General features: G+C 68.7%; 26 protein-coding genes. 12 read left to right on the top strand and 14 right to left on the bottom strand.

Going from position 1 to position 26,447, the window contains the following annotated elements:
- Window positions 1-440 precede the first annotated feature (440 nt).
- The 3 genes from ACSG06_RS03835 to ACSG06_RS03825 are packed head-to-tail and all read left to right on the top strand — an operon-like array spanning window position 441 to window position 2,101.
- A complete protein-coding gene (locus ACSG06_RS03835) occupies window positions 441-1,322 on the top strand; it encodes a homoserine kinase (protein WP_440988942.1) in 882 nt (293 codons plus the stop codon).
- A gap of 40 nt (window positions 1,323-1,362) precedes the next feature.
- Window positions 1,363-1,674 carry a hypothetical protein gene (locus ACSG06_RS03830; RefSeq protein WP_440988941.1) on the top strand — a complete coding sequence of 104 codons (312 nt, stop codon included), beginning with the start codon at window positions 1,363-1,365 and terminating at the stop codon, window positions 1,672-1,674.
- A gap of 4 nt (window positions 1,675-1,678) precedes the next feature.
- On the top strand, window positions 1,679-2,101 hold the full coding sequence (locus ACSG06_RS03825) for a hypothetical protein (RefSeq protein WP_440988940.1): 423 nt from the start codon (window positions 1,679-1,681) through the stop codon (window positions 2,099-2,101).
- Window positions 2,102-2,111: 10 nt separating this feature from the next.
- On the opposite strand, the gene pdxS is transcribed toward ACSG06_RS03825, so the two are convergent.
- A complete protein-coding gene (pdxS, locus tag ACSG06_RS03820) occupies window positions 2,112-3,020 on the bottom strand; it encodes a pyridoxal 5'-phosphate synthase lyase subunit PdxS (protein WP_440988939.1) in 909 nt (302 codons plus the stop codon).
- 219 nt (window positions 3,021-3,239) lie between these two features.
- Here pdxS and ACSG06_RS03815 point away from each other — a divergent pair, with 219 nt between their 5' ends.
- The 4 genes from ACSG06_RS03815 to ACSG06_RS03800 all read left to right on the top strand — a co-directional run bounded on the left by ACSG06_RS03815 (window position 3,240) and on the right by ACSG06_RS03800 (window position 8,087).
- The gene (locus tag ACSG06_RS03815) at window positions 3,240-5,075 is read left to right on the top strand and encodes an asparagine synthase-related protein (RefSeq protein ID WP_440988938.1); all 1,836 of its coding nucleotides are present in this window, start codon (window positions 3,240-3,242) and stop codon (window positions 5,073-5,075) included.
- A gap of 76 nt (window positions 5,076-5,151) precedes the next feature.
- The gene (locus ACSG06_RS03810) at window positions 5,152-5,889 is read left to right on the top strand and encodes a DUF1405 domain-containing protein (RefSeq protein WP_440988937.1); all 738 of its coding nucleotides are present in this window, start codon (window positions 5,152-5,154) and stop codon (window positions 5,887-5,889) included.
- Window positions 5,890-5,952: 63 nt separating this feature from the next.
- Entirely contained in the window at window positions 5,953-7,182 is a 1,230-nt protein-coding gene (locus ACSG06_RS03805) for an MFS transporter (RefSeq protein WP_440988936.1), read from the top strand.
- A gap of 68 nt (window positions 7,183-7,250) precedes the next feature.
- Window positions 7,251-8,087: a CPBP family intramembrane glutamic endopeptidase gene (locus tag ACSG06_RS03800; protein WP_440988935.1), complete on the top strand. Its 837-nt coding sequence runs from the start codon at window positions 7,251-7,253 to the stop codon at window positions 8,085-8,087.
- Between the two features lie 21 nt (window positions 8,088-8,108).
- On the opposite strand, the gene ACSG06_RS03795 is transcribed toward ACSG06_RS03800, so the two are convergent.
- The 6 genes from ACSG06_RS03795 to ACSG06_RS03770 form a co-directional block, all read right to left on the bottom strand.
- A complete protein-coding gene (locus ACSG06_RS03795; protein ID WP_440988934.1) occupies window positions 8,109-10,781 on the bottom strand; it encodes a valine--tRNA ligase in 2,673 nt (890 codons plus the stop codon).
- A 213-nt stretch (window positions 10,782-10,994) separates the two neighbouring features.
- The gene (locus ACSG06_RS03790; protein WP_440988933.1) at window positions 10,995-11,168 is read right to left on the bottom strand and encodes a hypothetical protein; all 174 of its coding nucleotides are present in this window, start codon (window positions 11,166-11,168) and stop codon (window positions 10,995-10,997) included.
- Window positions 11,169-11,226: 58 nt separating this feature from the next.
- Window positions 11,227-12,126 (bottom strand): HFX_2341 family transcriptional regulator, encoded by a 900-nt coding sequence (locus tag ACSG06_RS03785; protein ID WP_440988932.1) that lies wholly within the window; start codon window positions 12,124-12,126, stop codon window positions 11,227-11,229.
- Between the two features lie 45 nt (window positions 12,127-12,171).
- Window positions 12,172-12,378, bottom strand: coding sequence for an HVO_0649 family zinc finger protein (locus ACSG06_RS03780; RefSeq protein ID WP_440988931.1), 207 nt, complete (start codon window positions 12,376-12,378; stop codon window positions 12,172-12,174).
- Window positions 12,379-12,470: 92 nt separating this feature from the next.
- The gene (locus tag ACSG06_RS03775) at window positions 12,471-13,232 is read right to left on the bottom strand and encodes an Lrp/AsnC family transcriptional regulator (RefSeq protein WP_440988930.1); all 762 of its coding nucleotides are present in this window, start codon (window positions 13,230-13,232) and stop codon (window positions 12,471-12,473) included.
- A 72-nt stretch (window positions 13,233-13,304) separates the two neighbouring features.
- Entirely contained in the window at window positions 13,305-14,267 is a 963-nt protein-coding gene (locus tag ACSG06_RS03770) for a phytoene/squalene synthase family protein (RefSeq protein WP_440988929.1), read from the bottom strand.
- Window positions 14,268-14,485: 218 nt separating this feature from the next.
- Between ACSG06_RS03770 and ACSG06_RS03765 the strand changes: the two genes are divergently transcribed.
- Window positions 14,486-15,220 (top strand): PHP-associated domain-containing protein, encoded by a 735-nt coding sequence (locus ACSG06_RS03765; protein ID WP_440990288.1) that lies wholly within the window; start codon window positions 14,486-14,488, stop codon window positions 15,218-15,220.
- 3 nt (window positions 15,221-15,223) lie between these two features.
- On the opposite strand, the gene ACSG06_RS03760 is transcribed toward ACSG06_RS03765, so the two are convergent.
- A complete protein-coding gene (locus tag ACSG06_RS03760) occupies window positions 15,224-15,727 on the bottom strand; it encodes a metal-dependent hydrolase (protein WP_440988928.1) in 504 nt (167 codons plus the stop codon).
- On the bottom strand, window positions 15,724-16,218 hold the full coding sequence (locus tag ACSG06_RS03755) for a CinA family protein (RefSeq protein ID WP_440988927.1): 495 nt from the start codon (window positions 16,216-16,218) through the stop codon (window positions 15,724-15,726). Before ACSG06_RS03755 ends, ACSG06_RS03760 begins: the two co-directional genes overlap by 4 nt.
- 114 nt (window positions 16,219-16,332) lie before the next feature.
- On the opposite strand from ACSG06_RS03755, the gene ACSG06_RS03750 reads away from it, so the two are divergent.
- A complete protein-coding gene (locus ACSG06_RS03750) occupies window positions 16,333-17,109 on the top strand; it encodes a hypothetical protein (RefSeq protein ID WP_440988926.1) in 777 nt (258 codons plus the stop codon).
- On the opposite strand, the gene ACSG06_RS03745 is transcribed toward ACSG06_RS03750, so the two are convergent.
- The 3 genes from ACSG06_RS03745 to thiC form a co-directional block, all read right to left on the bottom strand.
- Complete coding sequence (locus ACSG06_RS03745) at window positions 17,106-18,005, bottom strand: PhzF family phenazine biosynthesis protein (RefSeq protein WP_440988925.1); 900 nt, start codon at window positions 18,003-18,005, stop codon at window positions 17,106-17,108. The two genes, ACSG06_RS03750 and ACSG06_RS03745, sit on opposite strands and share 4 nt — an antisense overlap.
- Before the next feature lie 522 nt (window positions 18,006-18,527).
- Window positions 18,528-19,955, bottom strand: a complete 1,428-nt coding sequence (locus ACSG06_RS03740) for an alpha/beta hydrolase (RefSeq protein ID WP_440988924.1) — start codon at window positions 19,953-19,955, stop codon at window positions 18,528-18,530.
- A 66-nt stretch (window positions 19,956-20,021) separates the two neighbouring features.
- Window positions 20,022-21,437 (bottom strand): phosphomethylpyrimidine synthase ThiC, encoded by a 1,416-nt coding sequence (gene thiC, locus ACSG06_RS03735; protein WP_440988923.1) that lies wholly within the window; start codon window positions 21,435-21,437, stop codon window positions 20,022-20,024.
- Between the two features lie 76 nt (window positions 21,438-21,513).
- On the opposite strand from thiC, the gene ACSG06_RS03730 reads away from it, so the two are divergent.
- Window positions 21,514-21,942 (top strand): GNAT family N-acetyltransferase, encoded by a 429-nt coding sequence (locus tag ACSG06_RS03730; protein WP_440988922.1) that lies wholly within the window; start codon window positions 21,514-21,516, stop codon window positions 21,940-21,942.
- A 384-nt stretch (window positions 21,943-22,326) separates the two neighbouring features.
- On the opposite strand, the gene guaA is transcribed toward ACSG06_RS03730, so the two are convergent.
- Both guaA and pyrG read right to left on the bottom strand, forming a co-directional pair.
- On the bottom strand, window positions 22,327-23,244 hold the full coding sequence (guaA, locus tag ACSG06_RS03725; protein ID WP_440988921.1) for a glutamine-hydrolyzing GMP synthase: 918 nt from the start codon (window positions 23,242-23,244) through the stop codon (window positions 22,327-22,329).
- Complete coding sequence (gene pyrG / locus ACSG06_RS03720) at window positions 23,244-24,929, bottom strand: CTP synthase (RefSeq protein ID WP_440988920.1); 1,686 nt, start codon at window positions 24,927-24,929, stop codon at window positions 23,244-23,246. The genes guaA and pyrG overlap by 1 nt, the downstream gene beginning before the upstream one ends.
- 126 nt (window positions 24,930-25,055) lie before the next feature.
- Between pyrG and ACSG06_RS03715 the strand changes: the two genes are divergently transcribed.
- Together ACSG06_RS03715 and ACSG06_RS03710 are read left to right on the top strand one after the other, a co-directional pair.
- Window positions 25,056-25,562, top strand: coding sequence for a GNAT family N-acetyltransferase (locus ACSG06_RS03715; protein ID WP_440988919.1), 507 nt, complete (start codon window positions 25,056-25,058; stop codon window positions 25,560-25,562).
- 6 nt (window positions 25,563-25,568) lie between these two features.
- Window positions 25,569-26,396: a ParB N-terminal domain-containing protein gene (locus ACSG06_RS03710; RefSeq protein ID WP_440988918.1), complete on the top strand. Its 828-nt coding sequence runs from the start codon at window positions 25,569-25,571 to the stop codon at window positions 26,394-26,396.
- The last annotated feature ends 51 nt before the right edge of the window (window positions 26,397-26,447 follow it).

The following is a 26,447-nucleotide window of genomic DNA, read 5'->3' as shown; positions in this document are numbered from 1 at the left end:
GAGCTTGCGACCGAAGGCTTGCGAGAGCTTGCTCTCGCAGTGGACGAGCACCGCAGCGGAGCGAGGAGCGGTCACGAGACGCGTGCGTCTCGTGAGCCCACCGGAAATCTCTGATTTCCGGGGACGCAGGAGGCTGGGGAGGTTCGAGGGCTGTTGCGGTGCGGTTGCGGTCGGGTGGGATTGAAAGGGGCTGCTCGCTCGACGAACCCCGACGCAGCAAGCACCGCAGGGACGAGGAGCGCCGCAAGTCGCGGGAGTCGAGCGAGCAGGGGCTTTCTGGCTGGTATCGGAACCTGAGACGCCATCGACAGACGGGATTTTCTGGACGGGTCCGACAGCGATTCCCGAAACCGCAGCCGAGGCACCACGACACAGAACTCTCACACGCAGATTCGGCACCGTCCGCTAGGTTTTTGGCCGCAGTATCGAAAGGGAAGTCCATGCTCACCGTCCGCGCACCGGCGACGAGCGCCAACCTCGGGAGCGGCTTCGACGTGTTCGGGCTGGCGCTGTCGGCCCCCGCGGACGTGGTCCGCGTCGAGAAGGCCGCGGAGACGACCATCGAGGTGACCGGCGCGGGCAGCCAGTACATCCCGACCGACCCGGACCAGAACACGGCGGGCGTGGTCGCACAGGAGCTCGACGCCCCGGCGCGGATCGAGATCGACAAGGGCGTCCGCCCCGCGTCTGGCCTGGGGTCGTCGGCGGCGAGCGCGGCCGGTGCGGCGGTCGCGCTGAACGCGCTGTACGACCGCGGGTACTCCGACGAGGAGCTGGTCCGGGCGGCCGCGGAGGGCGAGGCGGTGGTGTCGGGGGCGGCCCACGCCGATAACGTCGCGCCGGCCATCGTCGGCGGGTTCACCATCGCCCGGGCGGACGGCATCACGTCGGTCGACGCCGAGCTCCCGCTGGTGGTCTGCCTGCCGGACATCGTGGTCTCGACGCGGGACGCCAGGGAGGTCGTCCCCGAGACGGTGGCGATGGACGACGTGGTCGAGACGGTCGGCAGCGCGGCGACGCTCACGAGCGGGATGCACCGGAACGACCCCGAACTCGTGGGACGCGGGCTGCAGGAGTCCGTGGTCACGCCCGCCCGCGCCGAGCTCGTGCGGGGCTACGACGGGGCGAAGCGGGCCGCCCTCGACGCGGGTGCGACCGGCGTGACCATCAGCGGTGCCGGCCCGGGCGTGCTCGCGGTCTGTCGCAGGGAAGCCGACCGGCGCCGGGTCGCCGCCGCGATGCTCTCGGGCTTCGACGAGGCGGGCGTCGACGCCCGGGCGTACCAGACCACGGTCGGCAGCGGCGCGGAGCTGTTCCGCTGAAGGCGTGGATTTATATTGTCAAGGCGTGTCATGGTTCGGTGTGGCAACCAGCCGCCCCCAGCAGCCGTTCGTGCGGGAGCCGGCCACCGCGGAGTGGTACGGCCGACTCGCCCAGCGGCTCGGTATCGCCGTCTCTGCCCTCGCACTCGCCGTCGCGGCGGTGACGGGGGCGGCCATCGCACTCGAGGCAGGGTCCGCCGGGACGGCACTCTCGCGGCTGGTGACTGTCGCTGCAGCAGACCCCGCGACGCTCCCGGCGCTCGCCGTCGCCTGCCACTACGGGCTGGTGGGGGTCGTCGTCGGATGCTGGTTCCTCGGACTGGGTTTTATCCTGACCGGGTTCTTCGAGTGAACCGATGACGGAGGAGGGGATGGCCGACGGGAAGACCAGACGGGAACGACTTGCCGACGATGCAGTCCTCGCAGCGGTCGCGCTGGCAATCGTCGTCGGCATCGGGTTCGCCGTCGAGGTGGACGTCCACACGACGATGCTGCTCGTGGCCGCCGGTGGCGTGGTCGGCGTCGAACTGCTCCTGTCGCGGCGGGTGGCGCTGGTCAGGTCGGTGTGGGAGCGGCCGCTCGTCAGACCGCTCGCGGTGACCGCTGTCGTCGTCGTCGCCGTCGTGGGCGCGTTCGTCGCACCGTCGCTCGTGTTCGCGCTGCTCTGGGGCGGCCTCGGCGGCTACCTCGCGCTGGCCGGGACGGTGCTGCTCCTCGGGGGACCACCGTTCGACGGGCTGCTCGCACGGCTCCGGGCCGAGGACAGCGACGAGAACTGAGTGCCGACCTTCAGACGCCGCGACCCTGCATCTTCTCGTCCTCGGGCAGGTCGACGTTGGCGTCGCCCTTCATGCTCTTGCCGAGGTTGGAGGCGATCTCCGCGAGCGTCTCCGGGTCGTCCCAGTTGTTCACCGCCTGCACGATGGCCGTGCCCATCTCGCGGGGGTTCTCCGCGCCGAAGATACCCGAGCCGACGAAGATGCCGTCGCACTCGTGGTGCATCATCAGCGCCGCGTCGGCGGGCGTCGCGATACCGCCCGCCGCGAAGTTGACGACCGGGAGCCGACCCATCTCTGCGGTCTCGTGGACGAGTTCGGCGGGCGCCTCGTGCTCGCGGGCCCACTTCTCGCGCTCCTCCCAGTTCATGCCCTCCAGCTGGCGGATGGCACCCTTGATGGTGCGCTGGTGGTGGACGGCCTGGTTCACGTCGCCCGTGCCGGCCTCGCCCTTGGTTCGGATCATCGCCGCGCCCTCGTCGATTCGCCGGAGCGCCTCACCGAGGTTCCGGGCGCCGCAGACGAAGGGCGCGGTGAACTCGCGCTTGTCGATGTGGTAGGCGTCGTCGGCGGGCGTGAGTACCTCGCTCTCGTCGATCATGTCCACGCCGACGGCTTCGAGGATCTCTGCCTCCTTCCGGTGGCCGATGCGCGACTTGCCCATCACCGGGATGGAGACGCTGTCCACGATGTCGGCCACGTCGGCGGGGTCGGCCATCCGCGCGACACCGCCGCGCTTTCGGATGTCAGCCGGCACCGCTTCGAGCGCCATGACCGCCACCGCGCCGCACTCCTCGGCGATTTTCGCCTGCTCCTCGTCCACGACGTCCATGATGACGCCGCCCTTCTGCATGCGGGCGAACCCGCGCTTGACGAGTTCGGTCCCACGCTTGAGCTCCTCGAGGTCTGTCTCCTCGGTCATAGCGGCGGCTTGGGTTCGGTCACACTTAACCGGTGTCTTTCCGGGGTCGACGCGAGTTGGACGTTTCTGCAACGCGCCACCGCACCGGGGAACCCGGAGCCGACCGGACGACCCGCGAGTGCGCTCACGGTGCTCGCCCCGGTTTATCGATGTGGTAAACCCCGTCGCCCTCGGCTTACAACCTCGATAACTGAATACGTCGCGTCCATCGAGCCCCCCATGCCCGGTATCAGTGGCGTCGTCGGCGCCGGCACTCAGGCCGTCGACGCACTGGTCGACGACCTCCGGTGGACAGGCGACGAACGTGTGCAGGCGACCCGGGACGACGACCTCGCCGTCGTCGTCGCGAACCATCCGTCGGTCGCCGGCCCGCAGCCGGCCAGCGCCGGCGACGTGGACGTCTGGCTCTGGGGCGACATCGCTGGCTACGAGGGCGACGCCGGCGACAGCCGGTGTCGGGACCGTCCGGCCGCGTTCCTCGCGTCGCTCTACGACCGGGTGGGTCGGAGTGCGCTCGCGGACGTGAACGGGCTGTTCGCCGCCGTCGTCCGGGTCGGCGACCGGGTCGAGCTCCTCACGGACCGCCTCGGAACGTGTCCGTTCTACTACGTCCGTATCGACGGCGGCGTCGTGTTCTCGACCCACATCCAGGCCCTCGACAGACATCCCGCCGTGACGACGGGGTTCGACCCCGGATTCGTCAGCGAGTACCTCGCGTGCAAGCGCCCCTACGGGGTCAGAACACCCCTCACCGGCGTCAGCCAGACACAGCCCTCGGCGGTGAGCGTCGTCGACCCGGACGGCGACGGGACGCTCCCCTACGGCCGCTACTGGCGACCGGTGCACCGTCCGCTCGACCGACCGAAGTCGTACTTCGTCCGCGAACTGGCCGACCGGTTCGAGCGCGCCGTCGCCGACCGGACCAGCGACCGGGGCCGGACCGGGTTGCTGCTCAGCGGCGGCAGCGACTCCCGACTGGTGCTCGCGGCGCTCGACTCCCTCGACAGGGACGCGACCCTGTTCCACCTGAACGAGTGGGAGAACACCGAGTACCGGGTCGCACGGGAATCGGCCGCCGTCGCGGACCAGTCGTTCGTCTTCTGCCGACGCGACGCCGACTACCAGGCCCGTGCGCTGGAGCGGACCCCCGCGATGATGAACTTCGTCGGCTACTTCAACCAGGCCCACGCCGCCGGCTTCGCGGACGCCATCCGCTCGCGCGTCGACCACCTCCTCACCGGCCACTACGGCGACGTGCTGTTCAAGGGGCACCACCTCCCGTCGACAAACGTCTCGCTCGGACCGGTCGGGAACGTGGAGGTGCCGGTCGGCTCCATCGACACCGTCGAGGAGTTCGTCGACCACCGCGCCGCGGACGCACCACCGTTCCTCGACGGCCCGGAGCCACGGGACGTGCTCGCCGCGAACACGCACGACCGTGGCGAGGTCATCGACCACGGCGTCGAGTACCAGTCGCTCCGCGAGGCGCTGCTGGCAGGCCGCTGCCCGCTCACGAACGCCACCTCGCAGTTCTTCTACTTCGGGACCACCCAGACCATCCCGACGACGACCCCGTTCCTCGACGCGCGGCTGCTCGACCTGTTCCTGCAGATACCGACGTCGCTGCTGCGCCGTGGCGGCCTGATCAACGCCGCGGTCGAACGGCTGTCGCCGGACCTCGCGGCGATCCCCCACGGCACGACCGGGCAGTCGCTCTCGCGGTCGTACCCCGCCCAGTACGCCGGGCGGTACCTGACCGCCATCAAGCGACGACGCGCCGACGACCCGCCGGTGGCCCACGGCACCTACGGGCCGTGGCCGGACCACGGCGAGCTCGTCCGCGAGCACGGCTTCGTACACGACTGCTTCGAGCGCAACCGCGACCTGTTCGAGGCGCTCCCGTTCCTCGACTGGGGGGGTGCCCAGGAGCTCCTGCGACGCCAGGAGGCCGGCGAGAACCAGTTCGGAGCGCTGTACTCGCTCGCCAGCTTCCTCGAGATGCCGGTCACCCGGCGGCTGGCCACGGACGGCCGGCAGCGTGTCGGCGCCGACTGAACGGTCCGACCGACCGTTGCCGGGTCCCCGTCCAGAATCGTCACGGCTATCAGCGGACCGGGCGACACGGTGAACGATGCAGTGGCCATTCGCCGACCCGCCGGCGCGCGAGGACCTCCCGTGGTACGTCGCACCGGTACCCGAGACGATCGAGGACTTCGGGCTCAGGTTCGCGTGGGTGGTCGTCCTGACGAACGTGCTCGGCACCGCCTTCGGCTTCTACTACTACGGTATCGACCCGTTCGCGCCGGGGTTCGTCGCGGACCCGAGCCAGTTCGCCATCGAGCCGCTGGTCGCGTGGCCGGTCGTCCCGGACAGCCCCGTCGCCACGCTCTTCATCGCGCTGGCGTTCGCGGCCTGGTTGCTCGACCGGCCGAACGAGTACCTCTCCGCGCTCGCCTTCTTCGGCTGTCTGAAGCTGGGCGCGTGGACGCCGTTCGTCCTGCTCGCGTTCAAGGGCGACTTCTCGTACCTGCACGCGGCGATGTACAACTTCCTGTTCTGGAGCCACCTCGCGATGGTGCTCCAGGGGTTCGTCCTCCACCGGATCAGCGACTTCCCGGTGCGCGCGGTCGCCGTCGCCCTGCTGTGGTACGGCTTCAACGACGTGGTGGACTACTTCGTCCCCATCGTCGGGACGCCGCACCACACGCTCATCCCGGCAGAGGAGTACACGGCGTCCGGAATCATCCACACGCCCGGGCCACACCGGGTCGCCGCCGCCGGCGCGGTCGTGCTGACGCTGCTCGCGACGTTCCTCGCGCTCTCGACGCGGGTGAAGAAGCTGGAGGGCCGACTGGCGCGCGAGCGGTAGACGGACGGCGCAGTGCCTCGCGACCGCAACGCAGTAGTGGGTGACCGCGGTACGTCGGCCCGAATGGCCGGCGCGGCGACACGAGACTGGCTTCCGGACGGCGACGTCGGGAGGTACTACCTCTACAAGGCGACGAAGGCGGTCGAGTTCTACCGCCCCATCATGTACCTGTTCTTCCTCCAGCAGGGCCTGGACTTCACGCAGATCGCCACGCTGGAGGCCATCTACAACCTCACGACCGTCTTCGGCGAGGTGCCGACGGGCTACGTCGGCGACCGGGTCGGCCGGCGGAACAGCCTGCTCGTCGGGACTGTGCTCATCGCGCTGACCCTCGTCGGCATCGGCCTCGCGAGCTCGTTCCTCGCACTCGCCGGGCTCTACGTCTGCTGGTCGATGGGCTACAACTTCCGCTCGGGCAGCGAGGACGCCTGGCTCTACGACACGCTCACGGACGACCTCTCCGAGGACCAGTTCGCGCACGTCCGGGGTCGCGGCGAGTCGGTCTCGCTGGCGGTCGGCGCCGGCGCGGCGGTCGTCGGGGGCGCGCTCGGCAGCGTCGACCTCTCGTACCCGTGGTTCGTCGCCGCCGCCGTCACCGCCGTCGGCGTGCTCGTCCTCCTGACAGTCGAGGAGTCGGACACCTACGAGGCGAGCACGGCCGACGCCCTCGGGTTCCGGGAGTCGCTCGGAGTGATCCGTGGGATGCTCGCGAAGCGGGACATCCGCGCGCTCGTCGTCTACTACTACGTGCTGTACGCCGCCGTCACCTACCTCGTGTTCGTCTACCTCCAGCCCGTGTTCGAGACGGTCGTCGTCGACCTCGGGCTCGACCCCGCACAGGTCGAACCACTCCTCGGCGCGTTCTACGCGGCGTACAGCCTCGTGGGGGCGGGTCTGAGCTACTACACGGGCGCCATCGAGGACCGGATCGGCCTGCGCGCGTGGTTCCTCGTCCTCCCGTTCGCCGTCGGCGGCGCGCTCGTCGGGATGTACTTCCTCCCCATCCTCGCGCTGCCGACGTTCCTGTTCGCCCGCGGGCTCGCCGACGTGACCCGGTCGCTCGCCGGCCAGTACGTCAACGACCGCATCGACACGGTCGGCCGGGCGACGACGCTCAGCGCGCTGGCGATGGTGAGCGGGCTGACCGTCGTCCCGTTCCAGCTCGGCAGCGGCGTGCTCTCCGACGCGACGACGCCGCTCGCCGCGCTCGCGGTCTCGGGGGCCGTCCTCGTCGTCGGCTCCGCGCTCGTCCTGCTCTGGGAGGTGCCGATCGCCGACGGGACGACGAGCTAGGTCTGGAACCCGTGCCTGCTGGCGGTAACGAGCGTAGAACGAATGGGGAGCACCGCGTCGGGGACGTCATGGGCACGAGCGCGAGCACCACCCCACCCGAGAGCCAGCGCCGTCGCCAGCACGCGCTGTTCCGTGCCGTGCTCGCCGCGGTCGGAACCTACCTCGGCTGGACGGCGGTCACGTACCTGCTCGAAGGCCGCATCCGCACGCTGCTCCGCCCCGACGCGGCCGGCGACCGGCTCGTGTACGCCCTCGTCGCCAACGTCCTCGTCGGGACCGTCCTCGCCCTCTGGGTGGCGCGCCAGTCCGTCGTGGCCGGCCTGCTCACGCGCGAGCGGCTCGGGTTCGCCTCGACCCGGCGCACGCTCGTCGCCGTCCTCGTCGGCGGCGGCACCGGGCTGGCGCTGTTCCTCGCACAGGACCCCGCATCGACCGACCCCGTCGTCCTGACGAACGCCTTCGCGCAGGTCCTCACGGTCTCCATCGCCGAGCTGGTGGTCTGCTGGGCACTCCTCGGCGCAACGGTGGAGGAGTGGCTCCGCCGACGCGGCGTCACCGTCGCCATCGCCACCTGGCTCGCCCTCCTCCTGTCGAGCGTCGCCTTCGGCCTCTACCACGTCGCGCACAGCCCGCCGTTCGACGAGCCGGAGACCATCGCGACCCTCACCGTCGTCAGCCTCGGAACCGGCCTGCTCTTCTTCGTCGGCCGGTCGCTGTACGGCGCGCTCGTCTTCCATAACTGCATGGCCCTGTTCGGCGTCACCCGGGCGCTCGACGCCTCGGGGCGGCTGCCGGCGTTCCGGAGCCTCCAGCTCCCGCTGCTGGCGACCGCGCTCGTCTCACTGGTCGTCCTCGTCGCGGCCGAACGGCTGCTCGTGCCGTCGGTCGCCCCCTCGAAAACGTAACACCGCTGTCCGGAAGCGCCCTCAGTTGACGATGATGACGGCCTCGTCGGCCGAAAGCATCTCGCCCGCGCCGGAGTAGGTGCGCTCCTCGCGGACCTCGAACTCGTCGGCTTCGAGCGTCTCACCCGCCAGCGAGAGCGTGTCGCCGTCGAGCTCGTACTCCCCCGAGTCGATGGCCGCGTCGAACTCGCCGACCTTGCCGCCGTACTTCGGGCCGAGGGTGGCGTAGTCGAGACCGATGTCGGCGACCTCGGTCGTGATCTCCGGTGCCGAATCGAGCAGCTCGAACGACTCGACGTGCATGACGCCCGCGATGGCGTCGGTGAAGCCGTCGACGTTCCCGTAGACGGCGACGTGGTCGAGCGGCTCGTTCAGCGGGAGCTGGTTCTCGGACTTGTAGCGACGGAGTGCGCCGATGACGGCCATCGCGGCCTCGCCACCTTCGAGGTCGGCCTCGTAGCCGCGGGGGGCGGGCCAGTCGCGGGTGTGGATGCTGTCGGTCGCGTCGCCCTCGACGTACATGTCGTGCCACAGCTCCTCCGTGATGTGGGGCATCAGCGGCGCGAACAGCTGCAGGAACGTCCGGTGGGCCGTCTGGAGCGCGTACTGCGTCGAACGCGGGTCGGCGTCGGCGGCTCCGCCGCCTCCGTCTCGCGGCGTCTCCGACGCCGCGCCCTCCTCCACCTGCTGTTTGGCGATCTCGAGGTAGTCGTCACAGAACGTGTTCCAGAAGAACGTCCGGAGACGGTCCCGGGCCTTCGCGAACTCGTAGTTCCGGAACTGCTCGGTGGTCGACTCGACGATGGCGTCGAGCTCTGCCAGGAGCCACTCGTCGAGCGGTGCGAGCTCGTCCGGCTCGTCGACTGGCTCGGGCGCGAGGTGTTCGACCAGCTTCGAGGCGTTCCAGAGCTTGCGCAGCAGCTTCTCGCCCGCGACGATGTCCTTCTCCTTGAACGGGAAGTCGTCACCGACCGCGGTGCTGGCGGCCCAGTACCGGATGGCGTCGATGGGGTACTCCGCGACGACCTTGGCCGGGTCGACGACGTTGCCCCGCGATTTCGACATCTTCTCGCGGTTCTCGTCGAGGACGTGCCCGTTGATCATCGTCGCGTCGAACGGGACCTCTCCGGTGTGCTCGTAGCACTTGATGACCGTGTGGAACAGCCAGAAGCTGATGATGTCGTGGCCCTGCGGGCGCAGGTCGAACGGGTACAGCTCCGGGTTCTCCATCGTGAAGCCCTCGTCCGCGTCCCAGTCCCAGCCGGCGTTGACCAGCGGGGTCAGGCTGGAGGTGGCCCACGTGTCGAACACGTCGTCCTCGGGCTCGAACTCGTCGTGGCCACAGTCGGGACAGGAATCGACGGGCGGGTCGTCGGAGAGCGGGTCGACCGGCAGGTCGGCCTTCTCCGCGAGGACCTCCTGCCCGCAGTCCGTGCAGTACCAGACCGGGAACGGGATGCCGGAGTCGCGCTGGCGCGAGATGAGCCAGTCCCACTCCAGCCCCTCGATCCAGTGCTCGTACCGCGTGAACATCTTCTGGGGGAACCAGTCCATCTGCTCGCCGGCCTCGAGGTACTCCTCCTTGTGGTCGAGGATCTCGACGTACCACTGCTTGGAGACGCGGAACTCGACGTCCGTCTCGCAGCGCTCGTGGACCTGGACCGTGTGGGTCAGCTCCTCCCTGCTTTCGAGGTAGCCCAGCTCGTCGAGGTCCTCGACGATGGCCTCGCGGGCCTCGTGCGTGCTCAGCCCCTCGTAGTCGCCCGCGAGGTCGGTCATCGTCGCGGACTCGTCGATGGCGACTCGCAGCGGGAGGTCGTGGGCCTGGTACCACTCGATGTCCTTCTGGTCGCCGAACGTACAGCACATGACGACGCCGGTGCCCTTCTCCAGGTCGACGCGGTCGTCCTCGATGATAGGGACCTCGTGGCCGAAGATGGGTATCTCGGCGGTCTCGCCGACGAGTTCGGCGTTCTCGTCGTCGTCCGGGTGGACGAACACCGAGACGCAGGCGGGCAGCAGCTCCGGCCGGGTGGTCCCGATGACGAAGCTCTCGCGGCCCGACTCCGTGGGCTCGGTCAGGTCGAACCGGATGTCGTTGAAGTGCGTGTGGCGTTCCGCGTCCTCCTGTTCGACCTGCGAGATGGCGGTCTCGCACTCGGGACACCAGATTGCCGGCGCCTTCTTCCGGTACTCGCGGCCCTGCTCGTACAGGTCGACGAACGAGAGCTGGGAGATGCGCTGGACCCGCGGCTCGATGGTCTTGTACGTGCGGTTCCAGTCGATGCTCATCCCGAGGTCCTGCATCTTCTCGGTGAACTCGGCCTCGTACTCCGCACAGACCTCGCGGCACTTCTGCTGGAACTCGCGGCGCTCGAAGTCCTGGTGCCGGATACCCAGCTCGCTCTCGGTGAGCCGCTCCGAGGCGATGCCGTTGTCGTCGTAGCCGAACGGGAACATCACCGCGCCGTCGTCCATCCGGTGGAACCGCGCCGCGAAGTCCTGCAGCGTGTGGCCGTACAGGTGGCCCATGTGCAGGCTCCCCGAGACCGTCGGCGGCGGCGTGTCGATGCTGTACACCGTGTTCGGGTCGACTTCCTCGTGTTCGGGGTCGTACGCGTACGTCTCCTCGTCGACCCAGCGGTTCTGCCACTCCTCCTCTGTCGCTCGGGGGTCGTAGTCTCCGTCTGGCATGTGGTGCTCGTTGTGCTGTCAGTGGTCCAATCGCCGTTTAATACAATCGATGCAGTCCCGCGTCGACGGTGCCGTCGCTCCTCGCGTGCGAGTTCGAGAGAACGACGCACACCGCTGTCTGGCCCTACGTACGTACTACGGCGACAGGGGCGTGCTCCATGCTCGAAGGAGGTCGTCGCGCAGGTATAAAGCCAGCGGTGCCGTGGCAGGCGGTCACGTCGCCAGGTCGGCCATCCACCAGAGGAACGACATGCCGGCGACGGTCAGTATCGTGAGCGTCGGGTTCATCGTGAGCAGGAACACGACCGCCATCACCGGGAACGTCGTCGCGGCGTAGTACCATCGGTACTCCGGATTGTTCCACCCGGAGAACACGTTTTCGGCCATGTTTCATTCGATCATCCACGCGAGGAAAAGCTGCCGGCCGACGACGACGGCCGACGGCCTACTCCTCGCCCGAATGCGCCCGCACCCACAGCTCGCCGATGCGCGACAGCCGCGTCCGGTACGACTTCCCGGCCGACTCCTGCTCGATGTACCCCTTCCCGCCCGGTCCCAGCCGGTCGACGTTGTAGATGACCTTCGACCGGAACGAGTCCGTGTACTCCTCGTTCAACTCCCGCGACAGCGCCTCCGCGAGCTCGGACACGGACTCGAACTCGCCCTCCTCGCCGAGCTTGAACAGGATGACCTCCTCGAACGGCTTGACGTTGGAAAAGGAGGCGACGGGGAGCTCGATGACGTGGGTGCCGTCGATCTCCTTCGCGCCGATGGTGGTGCCGCGCTCGTCGAACTCCTTCAGGAGCCCGTCGGCGGCGTCGAGCCGGGCGACCACGCGCTCGCGGAGGTCGTCGTCGAGGCCGGCGTCGGCGAGGTCCCCCAGCAGCTCCTGTTGCTGGCGGAGCTCCTCGGCGAGCTCGGTCTCCAGGTACTTCTCGGGGGCGGTGTAGTAGGTGTGGATGGACTCGCGGTCCTCCTCGCGCTCGACCATCAGCGAGTGGGCGGCGGTCGCGAAGGCGAACGAGACGGTCCGTGGCATGGCGGCGATGTTCACCCAGACCTCGTTGCCCCGGTCCAGCTCGTCGACGATGAGGTCGTACGCCTGCTCGAACGCGGCGTCGTAGTCGTAGACGTCGGCGACGACCATGCGCTCGGTCTCCGCGCCGAGGAGGTTCTGGAAGTCCGTCTCGAGCTTCTGGGACAGGTTGCGCGAGTACTCGACGTTGGCCTCGCTCCCCACCGCGCCCTCCAGCAGGATGACCCGGTCCACGTCGAACTGGTCGCGGACCAGGGGCGCGATGAGCCGGTCGTAGTCGAAGCCGACCGGGACGATGTGGGTCTGCATGCACGCCAGTTCGCCCGACGTGCTCAAAAGGGTTGTACTCCCGTGCTACGACCGCAGCTTCAGCGTCCGCTTGCGGATGGAGCCACAGCTCGGACAGAGATGCCGGTAGAGGACCGTGTCGCCGTTCGTCTCGGCCTTCCAGTGGCCGTCTTCGTCTTCGTAGCCGCAGCTCGGACACTTCAGGTCGACGTCGTCGTAGTGCGAGGTGAGCCGGTCGAACGGCGTGGTACCGCTACTCCAACTGCGTGACATGGACTGACATTGTTTTGCATCGCATATAAATCTAGGGCCAAACCTTCGCATCGAAGAAAATAGCCGGCTAAAATCTTCCCCACACGCAACACTCACTGTGTGGTCTCCTCAGAGGGCTCGCCGTCGAACCGGTCGATGGTCGCCTGTGGAATCGGTTCCCGGGAGAACAGGGTGATGACGTCGCCCGACTCGATAGTGGTGCTCCCCTTCGGCGTGAACTTCCGGTCGCCGCGTTCGACGTTGATTATCAGGATTTCGTCGTCGAAGAGGCCGTTCTCGCCGACCTCCTGGAGCGTCCGCCCGGCGACCTCCGCCGCCTCGGAGACGGTGAGTTCGACGAGTTCGGAGCCGCCGCTGAGGCTGCGGAAGTCCGCGACCGAGAGCGCGTGCCCGGCGTCGGGACTGTACGGCTGATACGGCTGTGTGACGGCTGACTGGACGATGTCCTCGCGGTCGATGTCGAGCCCGAGTTCGGCGAGTTCGCGGGTGATTCGGGCGGTGTCGTCGGTGTCGTTCCCGACCGCGACGACCACGAGGTTTCGGGTGCCCGAGAGCAGGACGCGGACGTCGATGACCCCCGAAATGGAGAGCGCGTCGGCGGCCAGCTGTCGACGGCTCTCGACCGGCGCGGTGCAGGTGAACTGGTGGCGTGTCTTCTCGCCCGCGAGCTCGTAGTCGATGCTCGCGGTGTAGCCGTCGATGATGCCGTGCTCTTCCAGCTGTTTGATGCGATGGCGTATCGTCACCGGCGTCACGTCGACGGTTTCGGCGATCTCGGTCGCGGTGGTGTTCCGCGCGTCGTCCGCGAGGTGATAGAGGATTCGCTCGTCGATTTCGTCGATACGGTAACTCATTACCGGATATACCTTCGCGACGAAAAAATAGCTTCCTCCGAACGGCGGGGACAGGTCGTGGGGGCGGTCGCCTCACCGCGTCGGCAGCCAGCGCATCCAGCCGCGCCCGTGCTCGTGGTGCTTGGCCTCGCCGGCGGGCACCGCGCTCACGCGGTGGAACACCGCCTCCGGGTCCTTGTTCCAGAGCCAGTGCCAGCGCGTCTTCGCGACGAGAGCGAGCTTGCGGGCGGTCGAGAGGTCGGGCTCGTGATTGATGACGTCGTAGTCGACCGCACGGATCTCCCGGTGGTGTTCGGCGTACAGCACCGCCGCGAGCAGCACGGCGAACTGGCAGTCCTCGGGCAGGAATCGGATGCCGGCGACGCCCTCCCGGTACAGCTCCTCGGTGCGGTGCAGTTCCTCCTCGGCGGCGGCGCGGAACTCCTCGCTCGACTCCAGACGCATGACCTGGTCGCGGTCGACGCCGTGGCGTTCGAGCGTCTCGATGGGCAGGTAGACACGGTCGCGGTCGACGACGTCCTCGCGCACGTCGCGGACGAAGTTGGTCAGCTGGAACGCCTCGCCGAGCTTGATGGCGTGCGGGAGCGCCCGCTCGTACTCCTCCTCGTCGAGCTCCATGATGTCGGTCATCATCACGCCGACGGCGGCGGCGGACCCGCGCATGTAGCCCTCGAGGTCCTCGTAGGTCTCGTAGCGGTCCGTGTCGATGTCGCTCTCCATCGCGTCGAGGAACTCGATCACCCACTCGTCGTCGATGTCGTGCTCGTCACAGAGATCGACGAAGGCAGCGATGACGGGCTCGTCGGTCGGCTGCTGCCCGAGCGCCTCTGCGCGCAGGTCGGCGAGCTGTGCGGCCTGCTCGTCGGGGTCGGGACCGGCGGGGTCGTCGACGATCTCGTCGGCGATACGGAAGAACCCGTAGAGGACGTAGGTCGCGTGTCTGATGCGTTTCGGGAGGAGCCGCGTCGCTAGGTGGAACGTTCGCCCCGTCTGCTGCTGAATCGTCTTGCCTGCCTTGACCTGGTCCTTCTTCATGGTAGTGTCCGTTGTGTGAGGGCTGCGCGGGCTACTCGTATCGTAGTACACGCTGCGAATAAAAATAGGTGCCGTGCAAAACCAGTTGGGCTCCGGGCACCGAGCTGGTCGGGGCAGCGGCGAGCGGCCCCGACGATTCACGTCGAAGAAACGCAACGGATAAATTTGGTGTCGGGGAACGTGTCGTCGTGAGCGACAGCGAGGGCTCCCGCGTCGACATGCACGTGAAGGTGCTCGACGAGGCGGTCGTCGAGCGGGCGAAAGCGGCCGGGCTGGACGCACTCGTGTACGCACCGCACTTCGTCAGGTTGCCGGAGATCCGGGAGCGGGCCGCCGCCTTCAGCGACGACGAGCTGGTCGTCGTGCCGGCGCGCGAGATCTTCACCGGGAGCTGGCACGCGCGCAAGCACCTGCTCGCGGTCGGCCTCGAGGAGCCCGTCCCGGACTTCATCACGCTCGAGGGCGCGATGGGCGAGCTCGAACGACAGGGCGCGGTGGTCCTCGCGCCGCACCCGGGGTTCCTGAACGTCAGCCTGACCAGCGCCGACCTGGCGGCCTACGGCGACCGCATCCACGGCGTCGAGGCGTACAACCCGAAGCTCCTCGCCCGTGCCGGGCGGCGTGCACGGCGCATCGTCGAGGACGGTGGCTGGCCCCCATTCGGCTCGTCGTACGCACACCTGAAATCGAGCGTCGGCGAGGTCTGGACCCGCTTCGAGCGGGAGGTCGAGGGGCCGGCGGACGTCGTCGACGCGCTGCGGGACGGCGCACCGCGGACCGTCGGCCGCCGGACGGGAGTCCGACATCAGCTCCGCTGTCTCGCGGAGTTCGCCCACCTCGGCTACGAGAACTCGTGGTCGAAGATCGACCGGCTGTTCCTCCAGGGCACCGAACCGACCCACCCGCAGCACATCGCCTACGAGGGCCGGTTCGACGACATCGCGGTGTACTGACTCCTACGCGCCGATCGCCTGGATTCCCTGCTGGATGCTGTCGCCGAGTCGGAGCGTGTCCCACGGCGTGTAGAACACGATGGCGGCGACGACGACCAGTTCGAGGGCGGTGATGACGACCGTCATCAGGTCCGCGTGGTCGCTCTTGACCGCGACGCCGATCGGCAGCCCGAACTCCTTCGAGTAGGGGTAGAAGAGCGCGATACCCCGTTTGCTCCCCATCACGTCGAGCACGTAGTGGGTGAGGATGCCGATCCAGACGAACTGCAGGTTGCCGCCGAAGAAGTGGGGGAACGCCACGAACAGCCCGAGCACGGGGAGGTTGTGGAGCGTCTTCCGGTGCTTGCCGAACTCGGTGTCCACGTCGGGGAAGAGCGCCCCGAGCGTGATGGGCAGGCCCACCTCCAGGATGCGCACGAACGTCGTCTCCGTGCCCGCGGGCTCGAGGATGTAGCCGATGCCGATGCTCAGGAGGACGGCGTTCATCACGTGCCCTTTCTTGTTCATCGCTCCACCTCGGCCAGCAGGTCCGCGAGCGCCCGGTCGACCGTCTGCTCGCGGATGGCGTCGCGGTCGCCGTCGAACTCGTATCGCTCGACGGTCGCGTAGGAGGAGCCGCTTCCCCATGGTCCCGCGTAGGCGACGCCGATGTACACCGTCCCGACGGGCGTCTCCTCGCTCCCGCCGGTGGGGCCGGCGACCCCCGTGGTGGAGACCCCCCAGGTCACGTCCGCGGTGTCGCGCACGCCACGGGCCATCTGTCGCGCCACGGGCTCGGAGACCGCGCCGTGTTCGTCCAGTGCCTCGCGGTCGACACCGAGCAGCTGCTCCTTCGCGCCGTAGGCGTAGGTCACCAGTCCCCGGTCGAAGTAGTCCGATGCGCCGGGAACCGCCGTGATTCGCGCTCCGAGCAGTCCACCCGTGCACGACTCCGCAACCGCCAGCGTCTCTCCGCGGTCGCGGAGCTCGTCGCCGAGTCGGTCCGCCTGTGTCGTCATGTCCGGACCCATGCAGTCTAGTGGTTTCAATCGTTGGGCTAACCGACGGCCCGTCGCCGCTCACCGGGTCGGATAGCCGCAGGCGTTATGGTCTGTCGTCGTGACCCATCTGCCATGGATACCAAGCAGACGTTCAAACTGGTCGGCTTCTACCGACTGCTCTCGTGGCTGTCGTTCGGCGTCGGGATGGCGTTCGTTGGCCTCGGCATCTACCTGGGTCTCTGGGAGACCATCACCATCCTGTCCAACAACTTCCCGGCGGAGTTCGACCCCGCCATCGCGGCGGCGAACCCCGTCATCACCATCGCGCTATCGGTCGTCGGCCTCGTCGTCTGGCAGCTCGGCAAGTCCATCGCGCTGACGAAGACGATGGAGCGAGCCATCGCCGTGGAGGCCGGTGGCAGCGACGACGAGCAGCTCAAGAGCGAGGTGCTCGACGTGGTGAACGACCAGCTCTCCGGCGTCGAGAAGGACCTCCGTGCCGAGATCCGGAAGGTCGAACGCGATGCCGCGGCGGACGACGCCCCCGCAGCGGGAACGAGCGTCTCCACGGGCGGGTCGACCAGCACCACCGCCGGCCGTTCGAGCGGTGCGTCGGGCGGGCGGTCGGCGCGGTCCTCGGGAACGAGCGAGGGGTCGAGCTCGGCTTCCGGTCAGTCCGGGAGTCGACGGTCGTCGAGCGGGTCCGGCGGCGGACGTTCCGGCCGGTCGGGTCGCTCGCAGTCCGGGAGCCGCTCCGGCGGGAGTGGGTCGTCCGGGTCCGGCGACGACGACGGCGGATCCGACGGCGCCAATCGCAGCGAGCGCGCGACCGACGCCGTCTCCGGCGACGACGAGACGCGCTCCGGTCGCAAGAAGCAGTCCGACGGCGACGACGACCCGCTGCCCTAGGCCTCCAGGATCTCGTCCTCGTCCGCCTCGGGAACGACCAGCGAGCCGTCGAGCGCGGTGACGCTCCGGCCGCCGACGCGCAACGGTGCGGTGCGGGCACGCACCCGACCCGGCCGGTCGACGAAGTGCCCCTGTTCTATCACGACCTCGTCCGGGAACTCGTCGGCGAACGCGCCGTAGTGGTCCAGATACGCCGTCACCGCGCCCGCACCCGTCCCACAGACCGGGTCCTCCGGGATGCCGGCACCCGGCGCGAACATCCGCGCGTGGAGCTGTGCGTCCGCGTCGACGGCGTCGAACGTGAACGCGTACAGCCCCGTGGCGTCGACCTCGTCCGTGAGCTCCTCGACGGCGCCGAGGTCCGGGTCGACGTTGCCCAGGTGCTCGAGGAAGTTCACCGGCACGACGAGGTAGCGCACCCCCGCCTCCGCGATGGCCAGCGGCAGGTCCGCGCCCACGTCCTGCAGCGTCGCCGGATCGATGCCGAGCGCGTCCGCCACGCGGTCGTAGTCCAGGTCGACCTCGACGACCGTCGGCGTGTCCTGGTCCAGCCACACCGTGCCGTCGTCCTCGACGGTGACGTCGAGCACCCCCACGTTCGTCTCGACGGCGTAGGTGTCCGCGTCGACCACGCCGTCCTCGAACAGGTGGCCGAAGGTGGCGACGGTGGCGTGTCCGCAGAGGTCCACCTCCGTCGTGGGCGTGAAGTACCGCAGCCTGAGATCGGCGCTCCCGCTCGGGTGCACGAACGCCGTCTCGGAGACCGCCAGCTCCGCCGCGACCGCCTGCATCCGCTCCGCCTCCAGCCCGTCAGCGTCCGGGATGACCCCCGCCGGGTTGCCTGACAGCGGCTCGTCGGTGAACGCGTCGACCTGCAACGCGCGATAGGTGTCCATGGCGGGTCCGACGGACGGCGTCTGTATGAAACTGGCGTCCGTGAGTGCGTGTGGATGGATTGCCTGGACGTGGTAATCCTATTAGATGGGTCGTGACCGTACGGAACGTACACAGAGTCGGAAGAACTGCTGGTGACGAGAACAGCCAGAAAGCCCCTTCATGGACAGGGAGAGCTGGTAACTGGAACCACCAGAAAGCCCCCGCGTTCTCGCCGCCTGCGACTCGCTGCGGTCCTCGCTCCGCTGCGGTCCTTTCGTCGTCTCGGCTGGCGAGAACGCGGCCCCTTTCAGTCCCACCACCCGCACCTCACACCTCCCCAGCCTCTTGCGCTCCTCGCTTCGCTGTCGTTCGAAAATCGGAGATTTTCGTGATGGCGGGAGAGCTACGCTCTCCCGAACCACGATGCTCATCCCTCGCGCGGATGGCTCGCGACCTCACTTCGTTCGGTACGCTCGCCAGCCGCGCGCCAGGCCGGAAGTTTACACTAATTGTAAACTCGCTGGGTGAGCTTGCGTCGCTGGTCACCGCGCGGCGAGCCAGGCGTCGAGGTCCGCCACGACGTCCACGCTGACGTTGTTCGGTTCGTAGTACTTCGCGAGGCTGGAGGTGCCCGAACCGGGGAACAGCAGGTGGTCGAGCGACGGGTAGCTGTGGTAGGTGCCGCGGTCGTCGCCGATGGCGTCCCGCCAGTCCTCGATGTCCGAGGGCGGCACCTGGAAGTCGCGCTCGCCCTGCTGGACGATGGCAGGGATGTCGAGCTCGGCAGCGACGGCGGTCTGGTCGTACGCGCGGAGGCTGGCCCAGAAGCTCCCGTCGAAGCCCAGCAGGTCCTCGTCCTCGGAGAAGTTCCCGTTCGTGATGCGCTCCACTTCCGCGGTTATCTCGTCGATGCGACGCTGTTCGGCGTCGCTGATCTCGCCGTCGAGCCCGAAGATGTGGCGGTTCTGCATCGGCAGCAGCTCCCAGAGGTCGCCGGCGGGCGCGGCGAGCAGCGCCATCCCGTCGGCGTCGGCGCGCCGGGCGATCCGGGGCGCGGCGAGCCCGCCCTGGCTGTGGCCGGCGACGTGGACCGAGCCGACGCGGTCCTCCTCGCGGAGGCGCTCGACGGCGGTGACGGCGTCGTCGACGGTCACGTCGTCGATGGTCACGTCGTCGGCCACCGAGACGTCGCAGGCGAAGGTGCGCTTGTCGTACCGGAGGACCGCGTAGCCCCGGGTGGCGAGCCCGTGGGCGAGGTCGCGGAAGATCTTGTTCGGGCCGACGGTGAGGTCGCGGTCGTTCGGCCCGGTGCCGTGGACGAGGACGACGCCCGGGACCGACCCGTCGCCGGTCGGGAGCGCGAGCGTCGCGCCGAGGTCGCAGGCCGGCGAGGGCAGGGTGAGCTCGGTCTCCGCGAAGGCGGACTGGTCCACGTAGTCGGGTGGGCTGTACTCGCCCTGCGGCGGGCGGATGAACAGGCCGACGGGCTCGCCGCTCGCGTCGAACGTCCAGCGGAAGGTCAGCGCGCCGGCGTCGAACGTCGTCTCGACCAGGACGACGTGGCTGCCGTCCTCGCCCTCGGTGTAGGCGGCGTTCGCGATGGCCCGGAACGGCCCGCGGTCGCCGGTGGTCTGCCGCCAGGCACCCTCGAGACGCTCCGGGGTCAGCACCTCGGCTGCCTCGTCGGTGAAGGCGTCGGAGACGCGCTCGTACTCGCCGTCGGCCAGGGCGAGGGTCAGCTCGCGGGCCTCGGTCCGGAGTGCGGCCGGGTCGACGGACCCATCGGCGGTCGTCTCCTGTGCCGTCGGCTCCTCGGTCGTCGTGGGGGTCGCCGTCGCGGTCGGCGTCCCCGTCGGGGTGTCGGTCGGTGTCTCGCTCGCGGTGCCGTCGTCGCTCGAACAGCCGGAGAGGGCGGTCGCCGCCGTGGCCGACAGCGCGGCCAGGAGGCGACGGCGGGTGGGCGTGTCCATGCTTCCGAGTTCTCCGGTGCGAACAAAAGTCTGTGGCGAAGGGATCTTCGATACGGATTCTGACAGCTAGTCGTCCGAACTCGCGCGCTCGACGATGCGGTCGGCCATCGCGCTCGCGTCGTGCGTGCCGACGGGCGGTCGGTTCACCTCCGCCGCCTTGCTCTCGTCGAGGTCCGGTATCTCGACGGTGCGCTCGCGGTCGCTGCCCTCGCGGGCGTCCTGGTCGATGCGCATCGAGCAGAACTCCGCGCCGCACATCGAGCAGAAGCGGGCGTCCTTGTAGTTGTCGCCGGGCAACGTCTGGTCGTGGAACTCGCGGGCGCGTTCCGGGTCGAGCGCGAGGTCGAACTGCTCGCGCCAGTCGAACTCGTAGCGCGCCGACGAGAGCGCGTCGTCCCAGTCCCGCGCGCCGGGCCGGTCGTTCGCGATGTCCGCCGAGTGCGCGGCGATTCGGTACGCCGCCAGCCCGTCCTTCACGTCCTGCTCCTCGGGCAGGCCGAGGTGCTCCTTCGGGGTGACGTAGCAGAGCATCGCCGCGCCGGCCTCGGCGGCCATCGCGGCCCCGATGGCGCTCGTGATGTGGTCGTAGCCCGGCGCGATGTCGGTGACGAGCGGGCCGAGCACGTAGAACGGCGCGCCGTCGCAGACCGCCTGCTGCCGCTCGACGTTCTCCGCGACCCTGTGCATGGGCACGTGGCCCGGTCCCTCGACCATCACCTGCACGTCGTGGTCCCACGCGACGTGGGTCAGCTCGCCCAGCGTGTCGAGCTCGGCGTACTGCGCCTCGTCGCAGGCGTCGGCGACCGAGCCGGGCCTGAGGCTGTCCCCGAGGCTGAACGTCACGTCGTGCTCGCGGAAGATCTCGCAGATGTCCTCGAAGTGCGTGAACAAGGGGTTCTGGGCCCCGTTGGCCTCCATCCACGAGGCCATGATGGAGCCGCCGCGGGAGACGATGCCCGTGACGCGGCCGTCGGTCAACGGCAGGTGCTCGGCGAGGATGCCGGCGTGGATGGTCATGTAGTCCACGCCCTGCTTCGCCTGCTTCTCGACGACCGAGAGCAGGATCTCGGGCGTGATGTCCTCCGGCGACCCGGCCTGTTTCAGCGCCTCGTACAGCGGCACGGTCCCGATGGGCACCGGCGAGCGCTCCACGTTGTCCTCGCGGATGCGGTCCAGGTCCTCGCCCGTCGAGAGGTCCATCACCGTGTCCGCGCCGTGGCTCACCGCGACGTGGAGCTTGCGGCGCTCCGCCTCGATGCTGCTCGTGGTGTCACTGTTGCCGATGTTCGCGTTCACCTTCGTCGCGAACTCCCGGCCGATGATCATCGGGTCCAGCGAGTCGTGGTGGACGTTCGCCGGAATCACCGCCTGCCCGTCGGCGACCTGCTGGCGCACGAACTCCGGGTCGACGCCCTCGCGGTCGGCGACGCGCTCCATCGACGGGGTGACGGCTCCGTTGCGTGCTTCTCGTAGCTGCGTCATCGACTACTAGGTAATACTACTAGGTTATAACCCTGCTGTTCGACAGCGTTTTCGCCCGGCGTGGAGGAGCACGCACATGGACTCCTCGACCTACGAACTCCGCGAGGAACCGCCGACACCCGAGCGGTTCGTCGAACTGCGCGACGCAGCCGGGATGTCCCACCGGACCCTCGAAGCCGCCCGCGCCGGCGTCCCCAACAGCCACCACGCGGTCACCGTCGTCGCACGCGAGGACGGCACCGAGACCGTCGTCGGCATGGGGCGGGTCGTCGGTGACGGCGGCACGGTCTTCCAGCTCACCGACATCGTCGTCCACCCCGACCACCAGGGCCGGGGGCTCGGCACCGAGATCACCGACGCGCTCGTCACCCACCTCCGCGAGACCGCCCCCGAATCCGCCTACGTGAACCTCATGGCGGACGTCGACGGCTTCTACGAGCGCTGGGGGTTCGAGCCAACCGCGCCCGCCTCACGGGGGATGTTCCTCCGCATCGGCGAGGAGTGAACGAGCATTTCCGATTGCTGGAAACCATCCACCACTGGCGCGTGGCTGGCGAGACGGCGCGAGTGAAACGAGCGCGTCGAGCCATCCGCGCGAGGGATGAGCACCGGAGCGGAGCGAGGAGCGCAAGAGGCTGGGGAGGGGTGAGGTGCGGTGCGGGTGCGGCGGCCGGGACTGAAAGGGGCTGCTGGGTCGACGAACCCGGACCCCGCAAGGACCGCAGCGGAGCGAGGACCGCAGCGCGGGTCCCGGGAGTCGAGCCAGCAGGGGCTTTCTGGCTGTTGCCGCTGGAATGACTGACCACTAACAAGGGGCTTTCTGGCTGGTGGATACGACAGTCGCAGCCACCAGCCCTGAAAACGAAGGGACAGGAAGAATACCGGCGTGCTACTCGTACTCGATCGTCGCGGGCGGCTTGTGGGTCACGTCGTAGACGACTCGCGACACGTTGTCGTGACCCGCCGTGATCCGCGACTGGATGCGCTGGAGGGTGTCCCAGTCGACCTCCTGGGCGCGGGCGGTCATGCCGTCGCGGGACTCGACGGACCGGACGGCGACGACCCAGCCGTGGACGCGGTTGTCGCCCTTGACGCCGGTGGCCTTGCCGAGGACGGCCGCGAGTGCCTGCCAGGGCTCGTGCTCCTCCAGTTCCTCCTCGACGACGTGGTTGGCCATCCGGGCGACGTCGAGCTTCTCCTCGGTGACCTCGCCGATGATGCGCACGGCGAGCCCGGGCCCGGGGAACGGCATGCGCTCGGCGACGAGCTCGTCGAGGTCGAGCGCGTGGGCGACCTCGCGGACCTCGTCCTTGTAGAGGTCGCGCATGGGTTCGACGATGCCCTCGAAGTCCACGACGTCGGGGAGCCCCCCGACGTTGTGGTGGGACTTGATGGTCCCCTCCGACTCGATGCGGTCGGGGTAGATGGTCCCCTGGACGAGGTAGTCCGCCTCGACGTCGCGGGCGACCGTCTCGAACTCGCGGATGAACTGCTCGCCGATGACGTGGCGCTTCTTCTCGGGGTCCGTGACGCCGGCGAGCTCGTCGAGGAAGCGCTCGCGGGCGTCGACGATGCGGAGCGACTCCATGTAGTCGAACGTCTCGCGGATCTCCTCCGTCTCGCCCTGGCGCATGAGGCCGGTGTCGACGTAGACCGGCGTGAGCTGGTCGCCGATGGCCTCGTAGGCGAGCGCGGCCGCGGTCGAGGAGTCGACGCCGCCCGACAGCGCGATGACGGCGTTTGCGTCGCCGACAGCGTCGGCGATCTCGGCGACCTTCTCGTCGATGAACTCGTCGACGTTCACCATCAGGCGGTCACCTCTTCACCGTCGACACCGTTGTCGGCGCCGTCGACACCCGCCAGCTCCATGACGGCCTCGAGCAGGCCGACGAACGGCGGCGACGCCCGGCCGGGGCGGGACCGGAACTCAGGGTGGAACTGCGTGCCGAGGAAGTACGGGTGGTCCTCGTACTCCAGGATCTCCATCCGGTTGCCCGCACGGCCCGAGAACACGAGCGGCGTCTCCGCGAAGTCCTCGAAGTACTCGGGGTTGACCTCGTAGCGGTGGCGGTGGCGCTCGGTGCAGGCGGTGGCATCGTACACCTCCTCGGCGAGCGTGCCGGGGGTGATGTCGGTCTGGTGGGCGCCCAGCCGCATCGTCCCACCCATGTCCGACACCTCGTACTGCTCGGGCAGGATGTCGATGACCGGGTTCGTCGTCTCCGGGTCCATCTCGGCGCTGTGGGCGTCCTCGTAGCCGAGTACGTCCCGGGCGACCTCGACGACCGCCATCTGGAAGCCGAGGCAGAGGCCGAGGAACGGCACGTCGTGCTCGCGGGCGTACTGGATGGCGTGGATCTTCCCCTCGGTCCCGCGGGAGCCGAAGCCGCCGGGGACGACGATGCCGTCGGCGGACTCCAGGCGCTTGCGGTGGGTCCTGTCGGCGTCGGCGTTGACCATCTCGTCGGAGTCGACCCAGACGACGTTCACGTCGACCCCCTTCGCGAGGCCGGCGTGCTTCAGCGCCTCGTTCACGCTCATGTAGGCGTCCTCCAGGTCGTACTTGCCCACCAGCGCGATGTCGACCTCGCCCTCGCGCTCGCGGGTGACGAGGTTGCGCCAGGTGTTGTCGCGCTTCTCCTCGGGCAGCGCCTTCGCGTCGAGGTTCAGCCGGTCCATCACGTAGGCGTCGAGGCCCTCCTCCTCGACGACCAGCGGTACGTGGTAGATGTCCTCGACGTCCGGGTTCGAGAACACGGCGTCGGTCGGCACGTCACAGAACAGCGCGATCTTCTCCTTCGTCTCGGGGTCGAGCCGCTCGCCGCAGCGGCCGACCAGCACGTCGGGCTGGAGGCCGATGCTCCGGAGCTCCTTCACCGAGTGCTGGGTCGGCTTGGTCTTCTGCTCGCCGTTCTTCGAGTACGGCACCAGCGTGACGTGGGTGAGCAGGAAGTCCTCCTCGTCCTCCTCGTGGGCGAACTGGCGCAGCGCCTCCAGGTACGGCATCCCCTCGATGTCGCCGACGGTGCCCCCGACCTCGACGATGCAGACGTCCGTGCCCTCGGCCGCCTCGCGCACCCGGCGCTTGATGTCGTCCGTGATGTGCGGGATGATCTGGACCGTCTTGCCGAGGTAGTCCCCGGCCCGTTCCTTCTCGATGACGTGCTTGTACGTCTTGCCCGTCGTGACGTTGTGGTCGAAGGTCATGTCCTCGTCGAGGAACCGCTCGTAGTTCCCCAGGTCGAGGTCGACCTCGCCGCCGTCCTTGAGGACGTACACCTCACCGTGCTGGTACGGGTTCATCGTGCCGGCGTCGACGTTGAGGTACGGGTCGATCTTGACCGCGGTCACGTCGAACCCGGCGTTCTTCAGTAGTCTGCCTGTGCTCGCGGCCGTGATACCCTTGCCCAGTCCGGACATCACGCCGCCTGTAACGAAGATGAATTTGTTCCCGAGTGTGGGGTCGTACCCCGTTTCGGAATCGGTCGGCATACCGATGGTCCGCGGGGCCGGATGAAAACGATTTCGGAGGGCGGCCACGCTTGCGAACGGGTGTCGTTGGGACGGTGTGACACCCCCACCCCAGACCTTTCCCGTCCCGCATCGAATCGTCGACGCATGACGGATCCGCTCTCCGTGCGCGCGGCCACGGCCGACGACGCCCGCGCCGTCCAGCGCGTCGCCGACGCGTCCTGTCACGCCGTCTACGACGACATCCTCGGGCCCGACGCCGTCGACGACATCGTCGCGAACTGGTACGACCCCGAGAGACTCGTCGCGGACGACGTCGAGCCCGACGAACGACCGTTCTTCGTCGCCGCGGTCGACGGCGCAGTCGTCGGCTACGTCGAGGGCGTTCCGGACGCCGACGACGAGAACGTGGCCCACCTGTACCGCATCTACGTTCACCCCGACCACTGGGGCGACGGCGTCGGGAGCGCGCTGCTGGACCGGCTGGAGACGGCGTTCCGCGACCGCGGCTTCGACCACCTCTGCGTCTCGGTGTTCGCCGAGAACGAGACCGGCGTCGGCTTCTACGAGTCGGTCGGCTTCGGCGAACGACGCACGACCACCGACGAGCAGTTCGAAACCGAACGGTTCGAGTACGAGAAACCACTCGACTGAGAGTCCATGTCTCCGCGCGACCTCCTGGACCCGACCGTCCTCCGGCAGGGCGCCGCCGCGTCCCTCGCCCGGTCGATCCGTCCCGCACTCGCCGACCGGTTCCGAGCGCTCGCCCTCTCGCGACAGCCGGTGCCGCTCGAGACGCAGTTCCGGCTCTACACACGGCTCTGGGCGCTCCACAACCGCCTCCGGTACGACGTGCCGACCGAGCCGTGGGCCACCATCGAGGTCGACCCGGATGCGGTGATGGAGTACGTCCCGGACGTCGAACTTCCGTGGGGACTCGGCCGCGTGCGAACCGGCGACTGGAGCAGTAGGGAGAACCGGCTCCCGCTGGCGGACCTCCCCCGCTACCGAGGACTCGTCCAGCACTTCGAGAAGGGGCTCGACTGGGAGGACACCGACTACTACGACCATCTCGTCGCGCGGTACGCGGACCACGACGGGCCGTTCCCGCGCGGCCACGAGGACTTCGACTCCTTCTGGCGGGACCGCCGCGAGAGCCACGAGGCACTCTACCGGTCGATGCGGGACGACGGCTACCGACCGAACGGTGCGGTCGAGCACGACCCGGACGACTGGGGCGAGTTCGTGCACTCGCTGGAGCCGCTGGTGGTCGTCGGCCACGAGGGCGAGATACTGTGGAGCGAGGGGTTCGGGCGGCTCTGCGTGGCGAAAATCCTCGGCATCGAGTCGATACCGGTGTACGTGCTCTGCCGGCACGAGCGGTGGCAGCGGGTCAGGGAACGGCTGGCCGGAACCGGGCGGGGGTCGTGTTCGCCGGCGCTCGAACGGCACCGTGACCATCCGGACGTCCCGACGTCAGTCGGATAGCGACCGTCGGTTCGACACCCCACCGTTTACTCCACCCGGTCCTTTCTGCCG

It is taken from the genome of Haloarchaeobius baliensis (assembly GCF_052060055.1).
In the GTDB taxonomy this organism is placed as follows: Archaea; Halobacteriota; Halobacteria; order Halobacteriales; family Natrialbaceae; genus Haloarchaeobius; species Haloarchaeobius baliensis.
This window is presented reverse-complemented; position numbering and strand designations above follow the sequence as displayed.